The organism is Tissierella praeacuta (assembly GCF_040396155.1).
Lineage (GTDB): Bacteria > Bacillota > Clostridia > Tissierellales > Tissierellaceae > Tissierella > Tissierella praeacuta_A.
In genome coordinates, this window is record NZ_JBEBOY010000020.1 from 18,246 (window position 1) to 36,188 (window position 17,943).

The window sequence follows — 17,943 nt, forward strand, 5'->3', positions numbered from 1 at the left end:
ATAAGTATGATATGTTATAAAAGGACAGCTTAGTTGTTGGGGGACAATTAGACTACATATAATATTATCGATGGAACGCCGTATGCGATAAAAGTCGCATGTACGGTGTAGACCTGCCAAAATCCAACGGGATAGGTAAGGAATGGCATAGTAAAATGGGGAGTAAAAGATTTTACTTACTCAGGTACATCTATAACTGGTTTTTCCAATATAGGGAAAGAAAAGTTTAAGAGTAATAAAAATTTAATATTACCTTTAGTTAATGAAAAAGGAGAAGCAATAACAGAAATTGGAGATGGGGCATTTTTAATAGAAGATTTTAGCAATAAAGCAGATCCAAAAGTAGGTATAAACTCTGTAAAGTTACCAAGTACTATTAAAGTCATAGGAAAAGATGCATTTCGATACAATGCTTTAACATCTATAGATATTCCAGATAGTGTAACTACTATCAAAGGATCAGCATTCAATGGTAATAAACTACAATCTTTAGTTATACCAGATAGTGTAACAGAATTAGAAGGTGGGGCATTTACTCTTAATGAAATATCAGAGCTAAAGCTTTCTAGTGGACTTACAGTTATACCAACGACTTTTGGTTTTAACAAGTTAAAATATGTAGAAATCCCAGAGGGAGTAACTAGAATAGATGAAAAGGCTTTTAGTGATAATGAATTAGTTGAAGTTAAATTACCTAATACATTAAAATATTTATCTGGATTTAATAACAATGAGTTTAGAAATATAACAATTCCTGAAACTGTGGAAGAATTAGGCCCTCGTGCATTTGCTAGTAATAAAATAACATCAGTAACCATACCAGGAAATGTTAAAATCATAGGGAAAAGAGCTTTTAATAATACATGGCATGATCAACTTCTAAATTCAGTAATTATTGAAGAAGGTGTTGAAAAAATAGATGACTCTGCTTTTGCAAATAATCAATTAAAAGATGTAGAGATTCCAAGAAGTCTAAAAGAACTTCATAGTAATGGTTTTTTCAAGAACTTAGGACATGATGGCTTAGTTCATTTATTTACACCAAGTTATGATAATACAAATGAGTTACAAGAATCTAAATACCATGTAATTAATCCTGCAAATTTGATTATAAATTATGTGTTTGAAGGCAATGTTTTAAAAGAAGAAACTATGTTTAAAAATCCATCAACAGATGAATATTTACACATAGGAGATAAAGGTATAGAAATAATTCCTCAATATAGCGATAATCAATATGAGCCAAGTGATATAAATCCAATATCTATAGATTTAGACAATAAAGAGAACACACTAGCTATTCCATGTAAGAAGAAAGATATAGTGGAAGAAGTTACTATTAAATCTATAGGAAAAGTAAGTTCAATTGCAGTAAATTTTGGCACAGCTAAAGATATGGTGATTGATAGACTGGCTACAAAAACTTTTATAATTGACTCTAATAATAAGGAACATGAAGTAGAATTAAATTGGTCACTTGACAATTATAATGGAGAAATATCAGGTAGTTATACAGCAGTAGGTGTATTTGAACTACCAAATGGAATAATTCAATCAAATCCTGAAATAAAGCTTGAAGTAACAACAAACATAATAGTAAAAGAAGAGTCTGAAGATATACAAGATGATGTTTGGACAGTAGAAGACTTCACTTATGATGCAACAACTATAACAGGATTTTCTGAAGGTGGAATGGAAAAATTAGAAACTAATAAAGATTTAATTCTACCTAAGACAAATCCACAGGGGGAAAACATAACTCATATTGGAACGACAGCATTTGCAAATAAAGGATTAACTAGTCTTATAATTCCAGAAGGCTTAAATGGTCTAGTAATCGATGCAGGTGCATTTAGAGAAAACCAATTAAATAAAGTAAAAATTCCTGAAGGTGTAAGAGAAATATTGACTTATGCATTTTACAAAAACAATTTAAAATATGTAGATTTTCCAGGAACTTTACAAAAAGTAGGAAATCAAGGATTTGCTGATAATGAGCTAATATCCCTTACATTCCCTGAAGGAAATGAAAAATTATGTTTAGATAGTCTGTCATTTCATAACAATAAGTTGATATCTATAACTATACTAATGGAAGTAAATAAGATTCATGAAGAAGCTTTTAAATCTAACGAAGGATATGGAAATGATAATAATAAAGTTCATATATTTTTATCTAAAGTAGACCCAGAAAATAATGGTTTATTTCAAAACTCAAACTATCATAGAATAATTATGTTATCTGTGGAATCTATAAAAGAAATACAAACAATAGAGGTAGATTATGGAACTATAAAAGAAAGTATAAAGTTACCAGCAACTATAGAATTAAGACTAAACAATGGTGATACAGAGAAAGTAGAGGTAGAATGGTCAAATGATGATTATAATTCAGAAGAATCAGGAGAATACACTTTCATAGGTTCATATGATTTGCCAAAAGGAATGGCAGGAGAAAAGCTAGAAATAAAAGTTGAAGTCATTGTTAAAGAAAAACCTGACTTTGAATTTTCAAATGGTACAATTACTAAATACAATGGAACTGCAAAAGATGTAGTTATACCAGAGATGATTAATGGAGAAGTTGTTACTTCCATTGGGAAAAGTGTATTTGCAGGAAAGAAATTAACTTCTATAACAATTCCAGATACTGTAGAGACTATAGGTAAACAAGCATTTGCTAATAATCTCTTAACATCTGTTGAACTTCCACAAAATTTAGTGGATATAGGACCAGGAGCATTTTTAAAAAACCAAATAACTTCTATTATAATACCAGAAGGGGTAGAAAGTATAGGGCTAAGTGCATTTGCTAATAATCAGTTACAGTCCGTAGACATTCCTGATAGCGTTACTTTTATAGATGCCTATGCATTTGAAAAAAATAAATTGAAATCTATAAAGATTTCCGATAATCTTAAGACTATAAGCAAGTATTGTTTTAGAGAGAATGAACTATCGTTTGTGGAAATACCAAATAGTGTTACAAATATAGATGGGTCAGCATTTATGAATAACAGATTATCATCTGTAATACTTCATGAAGGCTTAACTAGAATAGGAGAACAAGCTTTTACAAATAACCAACTAGAATCTTTAGAAATTCCTCAAAGTTTAGAAACCTTTGTTTGGAATGCATTTTTGAATAATAAAGGTGAAAATGGAGGTATCAATTTAAATTTATCAAAAACAGTTGAAGTAGAGATTGGAACGAGTCAAGAGAATATTATTAAAAAATTAAATGAAGATATAAAAACTCGTGTGACTTATATGGAATATAAAGATATGAAAGAAATAGAATATCCAACAGATTTCTTAGAATGTGAAATTGAAGGATATGATGGCAGTAAAGCGGAGAGATATAAAGCTTATGCAACTTATAAACCGTTTTCAGAAGAGTTAGTTAACCCAACTTCAGATGCTAATAAAACCTTAAAGTCTATAAAGATATTTGTAGATTTATTAGTAAATGAAGGAATAAAGGAACCAGAGCTGCCTACAGATACTGAAGAACCGGAAGTTCCAGAAGAACATGGAACTTGGGAAACCATAGATTTCACATATGAAGGAACATCTATAATAGGATTTTCTGAAAGTGGAGAAGCAAAATTAGAAACTAATAAAAGTTTAATTTTGCCTAAAACAAATGAAAGTGGAGAAGAAATAACAAAGATAGGTGCAGAAGCTTTTAAAGGGAAAGAGTTAATTTCTGTAGTGATTCCGGATACGGTAACTGATATAGGAGACCAAGCATTCAATAGTAATAATATTGAAAATTTAATAATACCGGACAGTGTTAAGAATATTGGAAAAGGTTCATTTAGTAATAATAGTGCTATGACAAGTGTAAAACTTTCTAAGAATATAGAAATTATAGAAAATGGTGCATTTTCTCTTAATAATATACAAGAATTAGATATTCCAGAAGGTGTAAAAGAAATAAGTGGGGCAGCATTTTCTACTAATAAGAATCTAAAAAAATTAACGCTTCCTAATACTGTTACCATAATAGGTAATCGTGCATTTTGGTCTCATGGCTTGAAATCTGTAACAATTCCTGGAAGTGTAAAGACAATAGAAAAAGAGGCATTTTATAACGGTACATTAACTAGTTTAATACTTGAAGAAGGTATAGAGTTTATAGATAAAAGTGCATTTAAAACTAATAGATTAGAATTTGTAACAATTCCAAGAAGCATAAAAACTATTGGGAAGGGTGCTTTTGATAAAAATGAGAATATAAAATTAATATATTCTATATTAATTGAAGCTATCGAAAGAGCAGAGAAAGCAGGTATAGAAGGAAAATCAGAAGATAAAGTACAAACATTGCAAGAAGCAATTAAAGCTGCAAAAGAATTAAATGAAAAGCCTGATGCTACCTTAGAAGAAGTAAAGACTGCTGTGGAAAATATCAACAGTGCTATAGAAACTTTATCAGAAGCAGTAGAAGAATCAAGTACTGACTTAGAAGCAGTGGAAGAGTCAAAGACCGACTCAGAAGCAGTAGAGGAACCAGGTACTGTTTCAGAAGAAGTGGAAGAAACTGAAACTGATTCTGAAGCAATAGAAGAAGTAATAGATAATCCAGCTGCATAGGTTAATAAATTAATTTCTATTATGATTATTCATAAATAGATAAAGAAAGGTCTAGGAATACTTATGTTATAATATTTCTAGACCTTTTATGCTATAATTTATAAGAGATTAATTTATAAATTACTTCTATAAAATAATCGAAAACGAACAAATGTTGAATGATGTCGAATAAATTTAATTATATAGTATAGACTTTGGATACAAAATCTGTTAATATATAACCATAGGTAAAAATTGGAATATAATAAGCAAAAGAATAATAGAATTATTAGAGACATAAATTAATTTATTCAACAAAAAATCATAGTGGTATTAACATTGACTTAATATTGGGGGATATTATAGTCAATGATTATATATATAAAACACATATATTATCGAGGAATCGCTGTATGCCATGAAAGTGGCACGTATGGTGAGGACCGGTCGAAATCTTTCTGGGGATAGACACGGAATGGTGAAGAACCAGAAGTAAAATATCCTATTGCAAAAATGGATGGCAAAATAGTAGATGTAGATAATAATACAGTAGTGATAGAATATACTCAAGGTCAAACTATAAAAGAAGTTGAAGTAGAATTTGAAAAAGCTGTTATAATTAAAAGCGTAAAAGTTGGTAACTTTGTAATTGCCCAAGAAGACTTAAAAGAAAAACTTAAAAAACATGGTATTACATTAGTAGAAGAAGATAATGTTATCAGACTTACAACTAATAAGGAAATAACTAAAGATTACGGCAATGAGGTAGAAGTTACTGTAGAAGAAGACGGTACAGAAAATAAGTTTAGTGTAAGATTTGAAGAAATCTAACTAACAAACATAAAAAGGTTTATGGATTAATCCATAAATCTTTTTTTATATATTTATTTAATTAAATTATTATGACAATTAAGATATCAAATAGACTTTATTGTACTCCAATGGTATAATTATTTTATGTATAGATTACCATAAATAACAGGAAAAGGGAGGAACTTATATGAAAAAGATATTGTCGTTATTCATTGTTTTGACAATAGTTGTTTCAACTGGAACTATATCATTTGGACAAGCCAGTGATTATGAAAATAGTTGGGCAAAGAATGAGATCAACTATATGAGAGAAAAGGGTATTATAGGTGGATATCAAGATGGAACTTTTAGACCTACTAACAATATGAGTAAATCAGAATTCTATAAGGTAATAAATGGTTTAATGGGTTATACTGAAAAAGATGAAATTAAATTTAAAGATGTAACCACAGCAGATTGGTATTATGAAGAAGTTCAAAAGGGATTAAAGGCTAAATACATATTATCTAGTGAAAAGTTAAATGCTAGAGAGAATATTACTAGAGAAGAAGTTGCTAGAATACTTAGTGTAGTTTTTAATATTGAAGAAGATACTTCGGCAGCGGTAGAGTTTACTGATAATGCATTATTTTCAAAAGAACTTAGGGGAGTTATTGGTGGATTAAAGAAGAATAACTTCATTAATGGATTACCAGATGGAAGCTTTAATCCAAAGGGAGATATTACAAGGGCTGAAGTTGTAAAGATTCTTCATAATATTTCAGGCGAAATAGTCAATGCAGCAGGTACTATATCTAAAAATATAAATACAAATCTTGTAATTAATGCATCTGATGTAATATTAAAAGATATAACCATAGAAGGCAATCTTTATTTGACTGAAGGTATAGGTGAAGGAAATATAACTTTAGATAATGTAGTGGTGAAAGGTGAGGTAAGGATTAACGGAGGAGGAACTAATGGAATAGTCATTAAGAACTCCAAACTTAATAAAGTTGTTGCAGATAAACAACAAGGATTAGTAAGAGTATCATTTGAAAATACAACAGCTAAGGAAATTAAGACTGCAAATAAAGTGAAACTAGAGTTAACAAATGGGACGCAAATAGAATCAGTAGAATTAGATGGGAAGGTGGAAATTTCTTTAGAAAAAGGAGTATCTATAAATAGACTTGATATAGTAAGCAAAGATGTAACTGTTGAATCTAAAGGAATAATCGAAACTGTAGCAGCCAAGGAAAAAATAAAATTAAATGGAGAAACTATAGAGGCTAATACTAAGGTTAAAGTAAAAGATGGTAAGATAGAGAAATTAAAATCTGATTCAACCAAATCCGATGATTCATCTAAATCAGGATCATCAGATAATAAAACTAAACCAGAGGTACCAAGTGAAGAATCAATAGTATCAAAATATAGAACTAAGCTAGAAGAATTACAAGCTAATGTTAATAAAGAATTAGATTCACTTGTATCACAAGCTCAAAAAGAAATAAAAGAGGGAAAATCTCTTAAACAAATATATAAAACTTATGAACCTAAAGCAAGGGCTTTAGAATCCAACACAGATACTGCTGTTTCTTCAATTGTATCTGATCTAGAATCAGAATTAAAATCAAATGGATATGATCCTAAATCATTACCTGATTTATATGCAGAATATGAAAAAGCTAAAGGGGAATATGAAATAAAAATAGAATTGTAAAAAAACTATATAGATGACAACAGGCTTATTCTCCAAATGAGAATAAGCCTGTCTTTATTTTACACGTTTCATGCCTCGAGCAATTAAATCCATTTTCTTAGCATTTTTAAAGCTAGTATAATATTCTTTTATATCTTTTACAATAGAAGTATCATGTCCATTATTTTTAAGCTCTTTTTCCATTTCTTTTAATATTTTATTGAACTTCTCATCACTAGATTTTTCTAGGTCAGATCCAATAGATAAATATTTATTTGCTAATTTAGAATTGGATGTTTCACCCTTGGAATATTCTTTAATACTTTCTTTAATGAGAGCATTTAATTCAGATTCAAAAGTAGATTTTAAATCTTCAAATATAATATTATATTCATTAATTATGCTGATATAGGATTTCTTAGTATCCTTGTTAGTTATTTCTTTCTTTTCCTCATTTACAGTATCAACCTTATCCACAGTACCATTCGTTCCGTCTTCAGTATTTTCAGGTTTATCCACATTATCTACAGAATTTAATATATTTTTAATTGGATTATCAACAACGGGTATGTTATTCTCAATATTAGTATCATCCTCTATTGAAGATTCAATTTTTTTCTCTTTACCATATAAGCGTAGGAGGCTTAATGCGAATCTAATTTTATGAAAGTTTACAGCAATTATAATATAAATAATGGCTAATATTCCTATTAAAATCAATTTGTTTTTTCTGCTTTTCTTCACTACATCAACTCCTATAATATAATAAAAACATTATATCATAGAAATGAATAAATCTACAATCTAACTTTGTAAATTGTAACGTATATGTTATAATTATTAAATTTTGTAAATATATGGCATACAATGGGAAAATTTGTTATTATATAAATAGGAATTAATACCTAGTTATAGGTGAAAGGAGATTAAAATGGAAGATAAAAGACATATGAGAGAGATTTCTTTAAGAAAATTAATAGAAACTTATTTAAAGGAAAAAGACTAACATAACAATAGACGTTATTAGAGGAAATCTAGCCATTATGTCAATAATACATGTACATATATTAAAGGAAAAAAAGATAGAAATTAATAAGTATTATAATTAATAAATTAAGAGTATGGGTCGATATTAACAAAGGAGTTATTATTTGAATGAGATAGAAAAATTTGGGATTACGCTGTAGATAAGAAAATCAAACAGAACATACAAAAGGATGTATTTAAATTTTCTGATACTATTAATGTAAAGTTCATAAGATCAATAAATGTGTAGTATTTTTAAAGAATATCGGAGAAACACCAAACTAAATGAGGATAGTACTAAACTCATAAAAAGTACTAAATATAAAAGGATAAAGAGTGATGAGGATGAGAAATAGACGAGCCATTTTTTTAATGTTTATTGATATTATTGCCGTAAATGTTTCTTATATATTGGCATTTTATATTAAATTTGACGAGCTTACTCCTATTCTTGAAAAGAGAAACATACTGATAAAATACATGGTTATAATCACTATAATTAAAATCGTGATATTCTGTCTTTTCAAACTGTATAAGAGTTTATGGGAATATGCCAGTATCGATGAAATGATAGAAGTAGTAAGCGCTACTATTATTGCAAATGCATTATCTATAATATTTTTGATTATTGTTAATGCAGAAATACCTAGGAGTATTTATCTTACAACTCCTATAATGGATATGGCATTAGTAGGTGGAAGCAGATTTTTTTATAGAATAATTAGGAGAATAAAATATGGTATAAGTAGTATAGGGGATGGGAAGAAGATACTTATAATTGGAGCAGGAGCTGCAGGGGTTATGGTATTAAAGGAATTAAGAAACCATGACAACCTTAGAAGTAAGCCAATAGCCTTTATAGATGATAATCCAAAGAAAAAGGGAAAGCATATAAATGGTATTCCGGTAGTAGGGAATAGAAAAGATATAGCAAAAGTATGTAAGAAGTATAGTATAGATGAAATAATTATAGCGATGCCTTCAGCTAAGGCGGAGGATAGAAAAGAGATACTAAATGAATGTAAAGATACTAAATGTAAAACTAGAATCTTACCAGGAGTGTATGAACTTATAGATGGGAAGATAGATGGCACAAAAATACGTGATGTTCAGATAGAAGACTTACTTGGCAGAGATGAAGTCAAACTTGATTTAGAGGGATTATCATCTTTTATTAGTGGCAAGAGAATATTGGTTACTGGCGGAGGAGGGTCCATAGGTTCTGAGCTATGTAGACAAATTGCTAAGTTTAAACCTAGTGAACTAATGATATTAGAAATTTATGAAAATAACGCATATGATATTCAAAATGAACTCTTAAAAATGTATAAGGATTTAAAACTAACTGTACTTATTTCATCTGTAAGAGATAAGAAGCGAATTGAGGAAATATTTGATGAAAAAAGGCCGCATGTTGTATTTCATGCTGCAGCACATAAACATGTACCTCTAATGGAAGATAATCCAAAGGCAGCTATAAAAAATAATATCTTTGGCACATTAAATGTAGTACAAGCTGCAGATAAATATGGGGTAAATAGATTTGTTATGATATCTACAGATAAAGCAGTAAACCCTACAAATGTAATGGGTGCCACTAAAAGGGTTTGTGAGATGATTATACAAACTTATAATGATATTAGCAAAACAGAATACGTAGCAGTTAGATTTGGTAATGTACTAGGTAGCAATGGTAGTGTAATACCTTTATTTAAAAAGCAAATAGCAGAAGGCGGACCAGTTACTGTAACGGATGAGAGAGTTATTAGGTATTTTATGACTATACCGGAAGCTTGTCAATTAGTACTACAGGCTGGATCTATGGCCAGTGGAGGAGAAATTTTCATTTTAGATATGGGTGAACCAGTTAAGATTATTGATTTAGCTAGGGATCTAATTAAACTTTCAGGACTAGAACCAGATATAGACATTAAAATAGAAATTATAGGCCTTAGACCTGGAGAGAAATTGTATGAGGAGATTCTCTTAAATAAAGAGGAAATGACTAAGACAAGATTTGAAAAGATATATATCGAAAGACCAATGGAGTTTAGATATAGTGAACTTGAAAGACATTTAGCAATATTACAAAAGGTAATAAAAGATTCAAATGATGGGAAAATAAAGGAAGCCTTAGCATATATAGTTCCTAGCTATAAACCATATATACCTAATGTATCTAGTATTTCTGAGAAGAACTTATTATTGAGATATAAAGAAGTAGCAGCTACCGCTCATACTAATTAAATAAAAAGAGGATAGCTGCAATGAATATTGGGAAAAGAACTATAAATCCACTAGTTAAAAGAACTTGTTTTTCTTTTGCAGTCAATATGTAATCTGAATTGTAATAAGATTTAGAGCACTTTCTTTTATATAATTTTTTAACTGCAGTACATAAAGTAGCCATAAAAAACCTCCTTAATATGTAGAAATGTGTCGAAATACTCGAACTAATAAATATTATACTACAATTTAAGAGGATGTAAATAGTAATATAGGTCTATTGTAGCAAATATAACAAATGCTGATAATGCTGATAGAAATATTTAATATATTCTGCTATAATGGTATTAAATGTTTTTTACGGAAGGAAGAGGAATCATGGAAGAAATCAGTTTACGAGAGTTGTTTTTTATTCTACGAAAATGGATGATGCTGATAATAAGTTTGTTTACAATAGCCGTAGTTGTATCAGGTATAGTTAGTTACTATATCTTAAATCCAGAGTACCAAACCTTTACTACTTTAATGGTAGGAAAACCAAAGGATTATCAGATGGAAAACAAGATTGACTATAATGACCTTATATTAAATCAAAAGCTTGTATCTACATATGGTGAAATAGTAAAGAGTAGAATAGTTACGGATAAAGTAATTGAAAACTTGGGACTAGATTTGTCATATAATACTTTTAGAGATAAAGTAAGTGTCAATTTAGTTAAGGATACAGAAATAATTAAAATTCAGGTAACAGACCAAGAGCCTACTTTAGCTGCCGATATTGCTAATGAAACTGCTAAAGTTTTCATGGATAGTGTAAAGTCTATTATGAAAGTAGAAAATATACAGGTAATAGATGAGGCACAAATACCCGACAGTCCAGTTAAACCAAGGCCAATGTTAAATATGGCTATAGCAGGTGTACTGGGATTAATGTCTGGAATATTTTTAGCATTCTTACTTGAATTTTTAGATAATACTATAAAAACTTCGGATGATGTGGAAAAGCATTTAGAGTTACCAGTATTAGGTGCTATTCCGATAGTTAGAAATGAAGAATCTCAACTAATTTCTATAACAAATCCAAAATCTCCAGTTTCAGAGGCGTTTAGGACATTGAGGACTAATATTCAATTTTCAAGTATTGATAGGGAATTAAAGACAATAATAGTTACATCATCATCGCCTACTGAGGGAAAGAGTACTATTTCTGCTAATCTAGCTTCTATACTAGCCCAAAGTGATAGAAAGGTACTTTTGATAGATTGTGATTTTAGAAAGCCTAAAGTTCACCAAAATTTTGGATTGAGTAATTTACAAGGGATTACCAATGTATTAATGGGAGATAAAAATATATCCGATGTAGTACATAAATACGAATCTTTAGATAATTTTAATATACTTACTTCAGGGCCTATACCCCCAAATCCAGCAGAACTACTAGGCTCTAAAAAGATGAGAAATCTTTTGGAGAGTCTAAAGGAAGATTATGATACGATCATATTAGATACTCCACCTGTGGGACTAGTAACAGATAGTGCTGTTTTATCAACTATAGCTGATGGATTAATATATGTTACAGCAGTTGGTCAAATTGATGTGGAAGTCATAAAACGAGCAAAAGAATTACTTGATAAAGTTAGTGCAAATATAATTGGTGTAGTGTTAAATAAAGTACCTATAGAGGGTAGATCCTATTACAAATATCAATATTATAATTATTATGGTGAGGATGATAATGGCGGAAAGAAGAAAAGGAGTGCTAAAGCATGATAGATATTCATTCTCATATATTGCCTTGCGTAGATGATGGCTCTAAAGATATGGAGATGTCTATTGAAATGGCTAGGATGTATATAGAAAGTGGTATAAAAACAGTAATAGCTACACCTCACTATATCGAAGGAAGTGTCGATACTTCTTTAGAAAATAATAGGATAGTTTTAGAAGAGTTGAGAAAAGAATTAGATAAAGAAAAGTTAGATATTGATATCCTTCTAGGGAATGAAGCCTATATATCTATGGATTTACTAAAGGCTATTGAAGAAGGAAAAGTATCCACATTGAATGGAACGAGATATATTTTAATAGAGTTACCTATGTTTGATATACCACTATACGTAGAAAATGTAATTTACGAGTTACTTATAAAAGGATATATTCCAATAATAGCTCATCCAGAGAGGAATGCTAAAATAATAGAAGATCCTAATATTTTATATAATTATATAGATAAGGGGGCATTGGCCCAACTAAATCTACCTAGTTTAGAAGGTAAGTATGGAGAGAAACCCAAAATTACAGCTGAAATACTTCTTAAACATAATATGATTCATTTTTTAGGTACAGATGCACATACAAATAGAGGAAGATCACCTAGAGTAAAAAATGCTTTAACTAAATTAGAATCAATTATCTCTGATGAAGATATAGAGTGTCTAACTTATAAGAATCCAAAATTTTTATTGGAAGATAAGGCTATTGATATAAAAACACCTATGAAGTACGTTGCAAAAAGACATTTATTTTGGCCAGCACAATTATTAAAAAAAATTTCAAGCATTATTTCTTAAAGTCGCCATTTTGGCGGCTTTAACTTTTAAACTAAACTTAAATATGTTGTCGATACATGTCGATAAATAGATTATTATTATCTTTCAGGATTTGACAAAATATGGTATAATATAATCGTTCGTTCAACGAATGATTATAAGAAAGGTGATATACATGAACTTTATAAAGGATATTAAGTTCTTTACGCCAACATCAGAACTGAAAGAACTTACAATACTTCAACATATAGAGAATAATGAGGATACTACACAAAAAGAACTAGCAGAGGTCGTCAATGCAGCACCTTCTATGATCAATGTATATATAAATGACTATGAAGAAAAGGGATATATTAAAAGACAATACATATCTCAAAAGATAGTGAAATACAAAATAACGTCAGATGGAATAAGGAGAAAAAATTTTCTACTAATTACTTATCTACATGAACTAATGAAGCTCTATAAATTAGCTAAGGAGAATATTGAAAGATTTATTAGGGATTTAGAGAATAGAGGATATATAAATATACTGTTATACGGAGCGGGAGAAGTCGCAGGGACTATTCTTAGTGTAATAAGAGATAGAGAAAGCATTAAATTAAACATAGTGGGGCTAATAGATGATAATAAATCACTACAAGGCAAGATGATGATGGGATATAGGATTATTTCATTGGAAGAAGTACAAAGCCATAACCATGACGCCATAGTTATCACTAGCTATGCCTATGAAGATAGTATAAGAAAGAGACTTGAAGAAGCAGGATATGATTGTAATAAAGTGATAAGATTTTTTGGATAGGAGGTAAGGCAATGGGAGAAAAAATTTATCTTGCATCACCCCATATGAGTGATGAAGGATATGAAATGGAATATATACAAGAAGCTTTTGATACTAATTGGATTGCACCACTTGGTAAAAACGTAAATGAATTTGAAAAAGAATTAGCTGAGAAGGTAGGAAGTGGACATGCTGCAGCATTATCTTCAGGAACAGCAGCTATACATATGGCTCTAAAGGCAGCTGGAGTAGGAGAAGGAGACATTGTATTTTGTCAGAGTCTTACTTTTTCAGCTACAGCTAATCCTATTATATATGAGAAAGCCATACCAGTATTTATAGACAGTGATTATGAAACTTGGAATATCTGTCCTAATGCCTTAGAAGAAGCTTTTGAAAAATATCCTAATGTTAAGGCAGTAATAGTAGTTCATCTTTATGGACTATCTGCTGACATGGATAAAATAGTAGAACTTTGCAAGAAACATAATGTAATTTTAATAGAGGATGCAGCTGAAAGCCTTGGTACTACATATAAGGGTAAACATACTGGAACATTTGGAGATTATGGAATATTTTCTTTTAATGGCAACAAGATTATTACTACCTCTGGTGGTGGAATGTTAGTATCTGATAATGAAGAAAGAATTGCCAAAGTTAGATTCTGGGCAACTCAATCTAGAGATCAAGCAAGACATTATCAACATAGTGAGTTAGGATTTAATTATCGTATGAGTAATATAGTTGCTGGGATTGGTAGAGGTCAGCTTAAGGTATTAGATAAAAGAATAGAGAAGAAGAAATATATATTTGAGTTTTATAAAAGGGAATTAGGTGAACTTGATGGTGTAGAATTCATGCCTATTAATGAATGGAATAAACCTAATTATTGGCTATCATGTATGGTACTTAGTGGACAAGTTAGACCTATTGATATAATGGAGGCTTTGGAGAAGGAAAATATTGAGTCTAGACCAATTTGGAAGCCAATGCATATGCAGCCGTTTTTTGAGAAATATGATTATGTTGGTGGGGATATTAGTCAGAAATTTTTTGAGAATGGGGTTTGCTTGCCTAGTGATACCAAGATGACGGATGAGGATTTGAGTAGGGTAGTAAAAACAATAAAAAAACTTTGGAAACAGATTGGATGATAATACGGTGAGAAGTTTAAATTTATTTTTAAAAAGATTAGTTGATTTTTGTGGAAGTTTAGTAGGGACTATTATTCTTTTACCAGTTTTGCTTATTATTGCTTTGTCTATAAAGCTAACATCAAAAGGTCCAGTATTTTTTAAACAAGAAAGGCTTGGAAGAAATGGGAAGATTTTTAAAATATTTAAATTTAGAACCATGGTTCTAAATGCTGAAAATATCGGTGATGGTCTTACAGTGAAGAGCGAATCAGATAGTCGTATAACAAAAGTTGGTAGGATTTTACGTAAAACTAGTTTGGATGAACTTCCACAGCTTTTAAATGTGTTGATGGGCGAGATGAGTTTAGTAGGACCAAGACCACCAGTAACATACTTTCCTTATAAAGGATATGAAAATTATCCAGATTGGTCAAAAAATAGATTTTCAATGAGACCAGGAATAACAGGGCTAACTCAAGTAACAGTTAGAAATTCTGTTACTTGGGATGAAAGAATTGTTGTGGATAATCATTATGTAGATACATTTAATATTTGGGTTGACATCAAGATTTTATTTAAAACTTTTATTAAAATCTTCAAGCCTGAAAATATTTATTTAGAGAAGAGCCAAAGAGACAAAGAATCTACATTATCTAATTAACAATTTTATTCATTTAAATTTCAAGAGGTGAGAATGTGAATATATCTATTCGTAAATTTGAACAAAAGGATATACCAAATAAAATAAAGTGGATTAATGATAAGAATAATAATCAATTTCTTCATTACGATTTACCTTTAGAATATGATAAAACATTGAATTGGTTTATTAGAAATAAAGATATAGCAGATAGATATGATGCAGTAATAGAAGTTGATGGAGTTTCGGTAGGGTTAATTGGATTATTATCTATTGATAAGAAGAATTGTAAAGCAGAATACTATATTGTTTTGGGAGAGGCAGAATACAAAGGTAAAGGAATTGCGAAATTAGCCTCTAACGTACTCTTGAAATATGCTTTTATAGAACTAGGAATTAATAAAATATATTTATTTACTGAAACAGGAAATATAAAAGCACAAAAACTATTTGAAAAAATTGGGTTTAAAAGAGAAGGTTTATTGCGAGAAGATATTAAAAATGGTAATAAACTTGTTAATAGATATGTATATGGAATTTGCAAAAAAGATTATTTAAATAAAGAGCAAATTAATATTGATTATTTTGGTTTAAGTCAGATAATGAAATTAAAAAGCCGTTTAAACAGTAATAGTTTCTATATAAAAAGAGATGATCTCATTCCTATATCTTTTGGAGGTAATAAAGCAAGAAAAGCGTTTCTATTTTTTGAAGATATAAGTAAAACTAATTCAGATTGTGTAGTTACATATGGTAGTAGCAGTTCGAATCATTGTAGGATTATAGCCAATATAGCATCTTCAAAAGGTTTGCCATGTTACATAATATCGCCATTAGAAATAAATAAAGTAACAGCTAATAGTAGGATGATAGAGTTATTTGGAGGTAAAGTTACAAAGTGTCCTATATCTGAAGTAAAAGAAACAATTAATAGAAAGATAGAAGAATTAAAGAAAAAAGGATATAAACCTTATTTTATACAAGGAGGAGGACATGGGAATATAGGAACTCAGGCATATGTAGATGCATATGAAGAAATTATATATTATGAGAAGGAAAATGGAATTAATTTTGATTATATATTTCATGCATCTGGAACAGGAACTACTCAAGCTGGATTAATATGTGGAAAAATATTGAATAATGACAATAAAAGTATTATAGGAGTAAGTATAGCAAGAAAAAACCCTTACGGTGGTCAAGTTGTGCTAAATAGTGTGAATAATTATTTAGAAGGCATAAAGAAAGGTATTTTAAATATAAATGAAATTAAGTTTGTAGATGATTATATACTGGATGGATATAGTGCCTATAATGATGAGATATTGGCAACTATTAGAGAAGTATTTATTGATGATGGAATTCCACTTGATACAACTTATACAGGAAAAGCCTTTTGGGGAATGAAAGAGTATATTACGAAAAATAGAATTGTAGGTAAAAACATTTTATTTATACATACAGGTGGTACACCGTTGTTCTTTGATGATTTGGAGGAAATAGCTAATGAAAGACTATATTAACATACTAATACTAAGTTGTGGAACAAGAAATAAAATAGTTCAATACTTTAGGAAGGAATTAGCAGGAAAGGGACAAGTTATGGCAACGGATTGCAGTGAACTTGCACCAGCTTTATATGATGCAGATAAATACTTCATTGTTCCAAGAATGGATGAAGAAGGATATTTAGATATAATTCTTACAATTTGCAAAGAAAATAATATCAATGGAGTCTTATCATTAATTGATCCAGAACTTAGTTTATTAGCCAAACATAGACAAGAATTTCTAGATATAGGAGTAATACCTATTGTTTCAGATTATGAAATTGTAGAATTATGCTTTGATAAGTATGCTATGTACAAGTTTTTAGTTGATAATGACTTTGCGACTATAAGGAGCTACATAAATAAAGAAGAGTTTTACAATGATATTGAATCTGGTATATTAAGTTATCCTGTGTTCGTAAAGCCAGTTAAAGGTAGTGCCAGTATTAATATAAACAAGGTTAATTCAAAAGAAGAAGTTGAGATTCTATTTAATCAGTTTGATAATTTAATGATACAAGAGTTTATAGATGGAACTGAATATGGTGCTGATGTTTATATAGATATGATATCCAGTGAACCAGTAGCTATATTTATAAAAGAAAAGATAAAGATGAGGGCTGGTGAAACGGATAAGTCGGTATCTGTAAAAGATGGTAAACTCTTTGAACTAATTAAGAAATTTGTGAAGAAAGCTGGATTTAAAGGTATTATCGATATTGATATATTTAAAATTAATGGGGAGTATTATATTTCTGAAGTAAATCCTCGCTTTGGTGGTGGTTATCCTCATGGATATGAGAGCGGAGTCAATATTCCTAAGATGATTATTGAAAATATAAGTGGGGATGTAAATAAAAATGTAATTGGTGAGTATGAGGAAGGAATTTATATGATGAAGTTTAATGAAGTGAAGGTTAAAAAAGACTAAGGACTGAATTAATAGTGAGGTGTAAT

The 17,943-nt window shown here is 29.7% G+C and carries 13 protein-coding genes; 11 read left to right on the top strand and 2 right to left on the bottom strand.

Annotated elements, in window-relative coordinates; translation table 11 throughout:
• Positions 1-384: 384 nt before the first annotated feature.
• From ABWP20_RS10785 to ABWP20_RS10795, 3 genes are all read left to right on the top strand, one after another.
• Positions 385-4,599, top strand: a complete 4,215-nt coding sequence (locus ABWP20_RS10785) for a leucine-rich repeat protein (protein ID WP_353095847.1) — start codon at positions 385-387, stop codon at positions 4,597-4,599.
• 492 nt (positions 4,600-5,091) lie between these two features.
• On the top strand, positions 5,092-5,409 hold the full coding sequence (locus tag ABWP20_RS10790) for a hypothetical protein (protein WP_353095810.1): 318 nt from the start codon (positions 5,092-5,094) through the stop codon (positions 5,407-5,409).
• A 169-nt stretch (positions 5,410-5,578) separates the two neighbouring features.
• Positions 5,579-7,096, top strand: a complete 1,518-nt coding sequence (locus ABWP20_RS10795) for an S-layer homology domain-containing protein (protein WP_353095811.1) — start codon at positions 5,579-5,581, stop codon at positions 7,094-7,096.
• A 54-nt stretch (positions 7,097-7,150) separates the two neighbouring features.
• Here the strand turns inward: ABWP20_RS10795 and ABWP20_RS10800 are convergent, their stop codons facing one another.
• Positions 7,151-7,819, bottom strand: a complete 669-nt coding sequence (locus ABWP20_RS10800) for a hypothetical protein (RefSeq protein ID WP_353095812.1) — start codon at positions 7,817-7,819, stop codon at positions 7,151-7,153.
• 627 nt (positions 7,820-8,446) lie between these two features.
• Between ABWP20_RS10800 and ABWP20_RS10805 the strand changes: the two genes are divergently transcribed.
• Positions 8,447-10,348 (top strand): polysaccharide biosynthesis protein, encoded by a 1,902-nt coding sequence (locus ABWP20_RS10805; protein ID WP_353095813.1) that lies wholly within the window; start codon positions 8,447-8,449, stop codon positions 10,346-10,348.
• Here the strand turns inward: ABWP20_RS10805 and ABWP20_RS10810 are convergent.
• The gene (locus ABWP20_RS10810; RefSeq protein WP_353095814.1) at positions 10,341-10,511 is read right to left on the bottom strand and encodes a hypothetical protein; all 171 of its coding nucleotides are present in this window, start codon (positions 10,509-10,511) and stop codon (positions 10,341-10,343) included. The two genes, ABWP20_RS10805 and ABWP20_RS10810, sit on opposite strands and share 8 nt — an antisense overlap.
• A gap of 194 nt (positions 10,512-10,705) precedes the next feature.
• Between ABWP20_RS10810 and ABWP20_RS10815 the strand changes: the two genes are divergently transcribed.
• The 7 genes from ABWP20_RS10815 (at position 10,706) to ABWP20_RS10845 (ending at position 17,917) form a co-directional block, all read left to right on the top strand.
• Positions 10,706-12,097: a tyrosine-protein kinase domain-containing protein gene (locus ABWP20_RS10815; RefSeq protein WP_353095815.1), complete on the top strand. Its 1,392-nt coding sequence runs from the start codon at positions 10,706-10,708 to the stop codon at positions 12,095-12,097.
• Positions 12,094-12,897, top strand: a complete 804-nt coding sequence (locus tag ABWP20_RS10820; RefSeq protein WP_353095816.1) for a tyrosine-protein phosphatase — start codon at positions 12,094-12,096, stop codon at positions 12,895-12,897. The genes ABWP20_RS10815 and ABWP20_RS10820 overlap by 4 nt, the downstream gene beginning before the upstream one ends.
• A gap of 154 nt (positions 12,898-13,051) precedes the next feature.
• On the top strand, positions 13,052-13,681 hold the full coding sequence (locus ABWP20_RS10825; RefSeq protein WP_353095817.1) for a winged helix-turn-helix transcriptional regulator: 630 nt from the start codon (positions 13,052-13,054) through the stop codon (positions 13,679-13,681).
• 11 nt (positions 13,682-13,692) lie between these two features.
• Positions 13,693-14,814 (top strand): DegT/DnrJ/EryC1/StrS family aminotransferase, encoded by a 1,122-nt coding sequence (locus ABWP20_RS10830; protein WP_353095818.1) that lies wholly within the window; start codon positions 13,693-13,695, stop codon positions 14,812-14,814.
• A gap of 7 nt (positions 14,815-14,821) precedes the next feature.
• Positions 14,822-15,457: a sugar transferase gene (locus tag ABWP20_RS10835; protein WP_353095819.1), complete on the top strand. Its 636-nt coding sequence runs from the start codon at positions 14,822-14,824 to the stop codon at positions 15,455-15,457.
• Between the two features lie 35 nt (positions 15,458-15,492).
• Positions 15,493-16,959, top strand: a complete 1,467-nt coding sequence (locus ABWP20_RS10840) for a pyridoxal-phosphate dependent enzyme (RefSeq protein WP_353095820.1) — start codon at positions 15,493-15,495, stop codon at positions 16,957-16,959.
• On the top strand, positions 16,943-17,917 hold the full coding sequence (locus tag ABWP20_RS10845) for an ATP-grasp domain-containing protein (protein ID WP_353095821.1): 975 nt from the start codon (positions 16,943-16,945) through the stop codon (positions 17,915-17,917). Before ABWP20_RS10840 ends, ABWP20_RS10845 begins: the two co-directional genes overlap by 17 nt.
• The last annotated feature ends 26 nt before the right edge of the window (positions 17,918-17,943 follow it).

Coding starts and splice junctions, on each gene's coding strand:
- ABWP20_RS10790 (WP_353095810.1), top strand. CDS start 5,092: ATGGATGGCAAAATAGTAGATGTAGATAATAATACAGTAGTGATAGAA.
- ABWP20_RS10825 (WP_353095817.1), top strand. CDS start 13,052: ATGAACTTTATAAAGGATATTAAGTTCTTTACGCCAACATCAGAACTG.
- ABWP20_RS10830 (WP_353095818.1), top strand. CDS start 13,693: ATGGGAGAAAAAATTTATCTTGCATCACCCCATATGAGTGATGAAGGA.
- ABWP20_RS10845 (WP_353095821.1), top strand. CDS start 16,943: ATGAAAGACTATATTAACATACTAATACTAAGTTGTGGAACAAGAAAT.
- ABWP20_RS10805 (WP_353095813.1), top strand. CDS start 8,447: ATGAGAAATAGACGAGCCATTTTTTTAATGTTTATTGATATTATTGCC.
- ABWP20_RS10820 (WP_353095816.1), top strand. CDS start 12,094: ATGATAGATATTCATTCTCATATATTGCCTTGCGTAGATGATGGCTCT.
- ABWP20_RS10810 (WP_353095814.1), bottom strand. CDS start 10,511: ATGGCTACTTTATGTACTGCAGTTAAAAAATTATATAAAAGAAAGTGC.
- ABWP20_RS10815 (WP_353095815.1), top strand. CDS start 10,706: ATGGAAGAAATCAGTTTACGAGAGTTGTTTTTTATTCTACGAAAATGG.
- ABWP20_RS10795 (WP_353095811.1), top strand. CDS start 5,579: ATGAAAAAGATATTGTCGTTATTCATTGTTTTGACAATAGTTGTTTCA.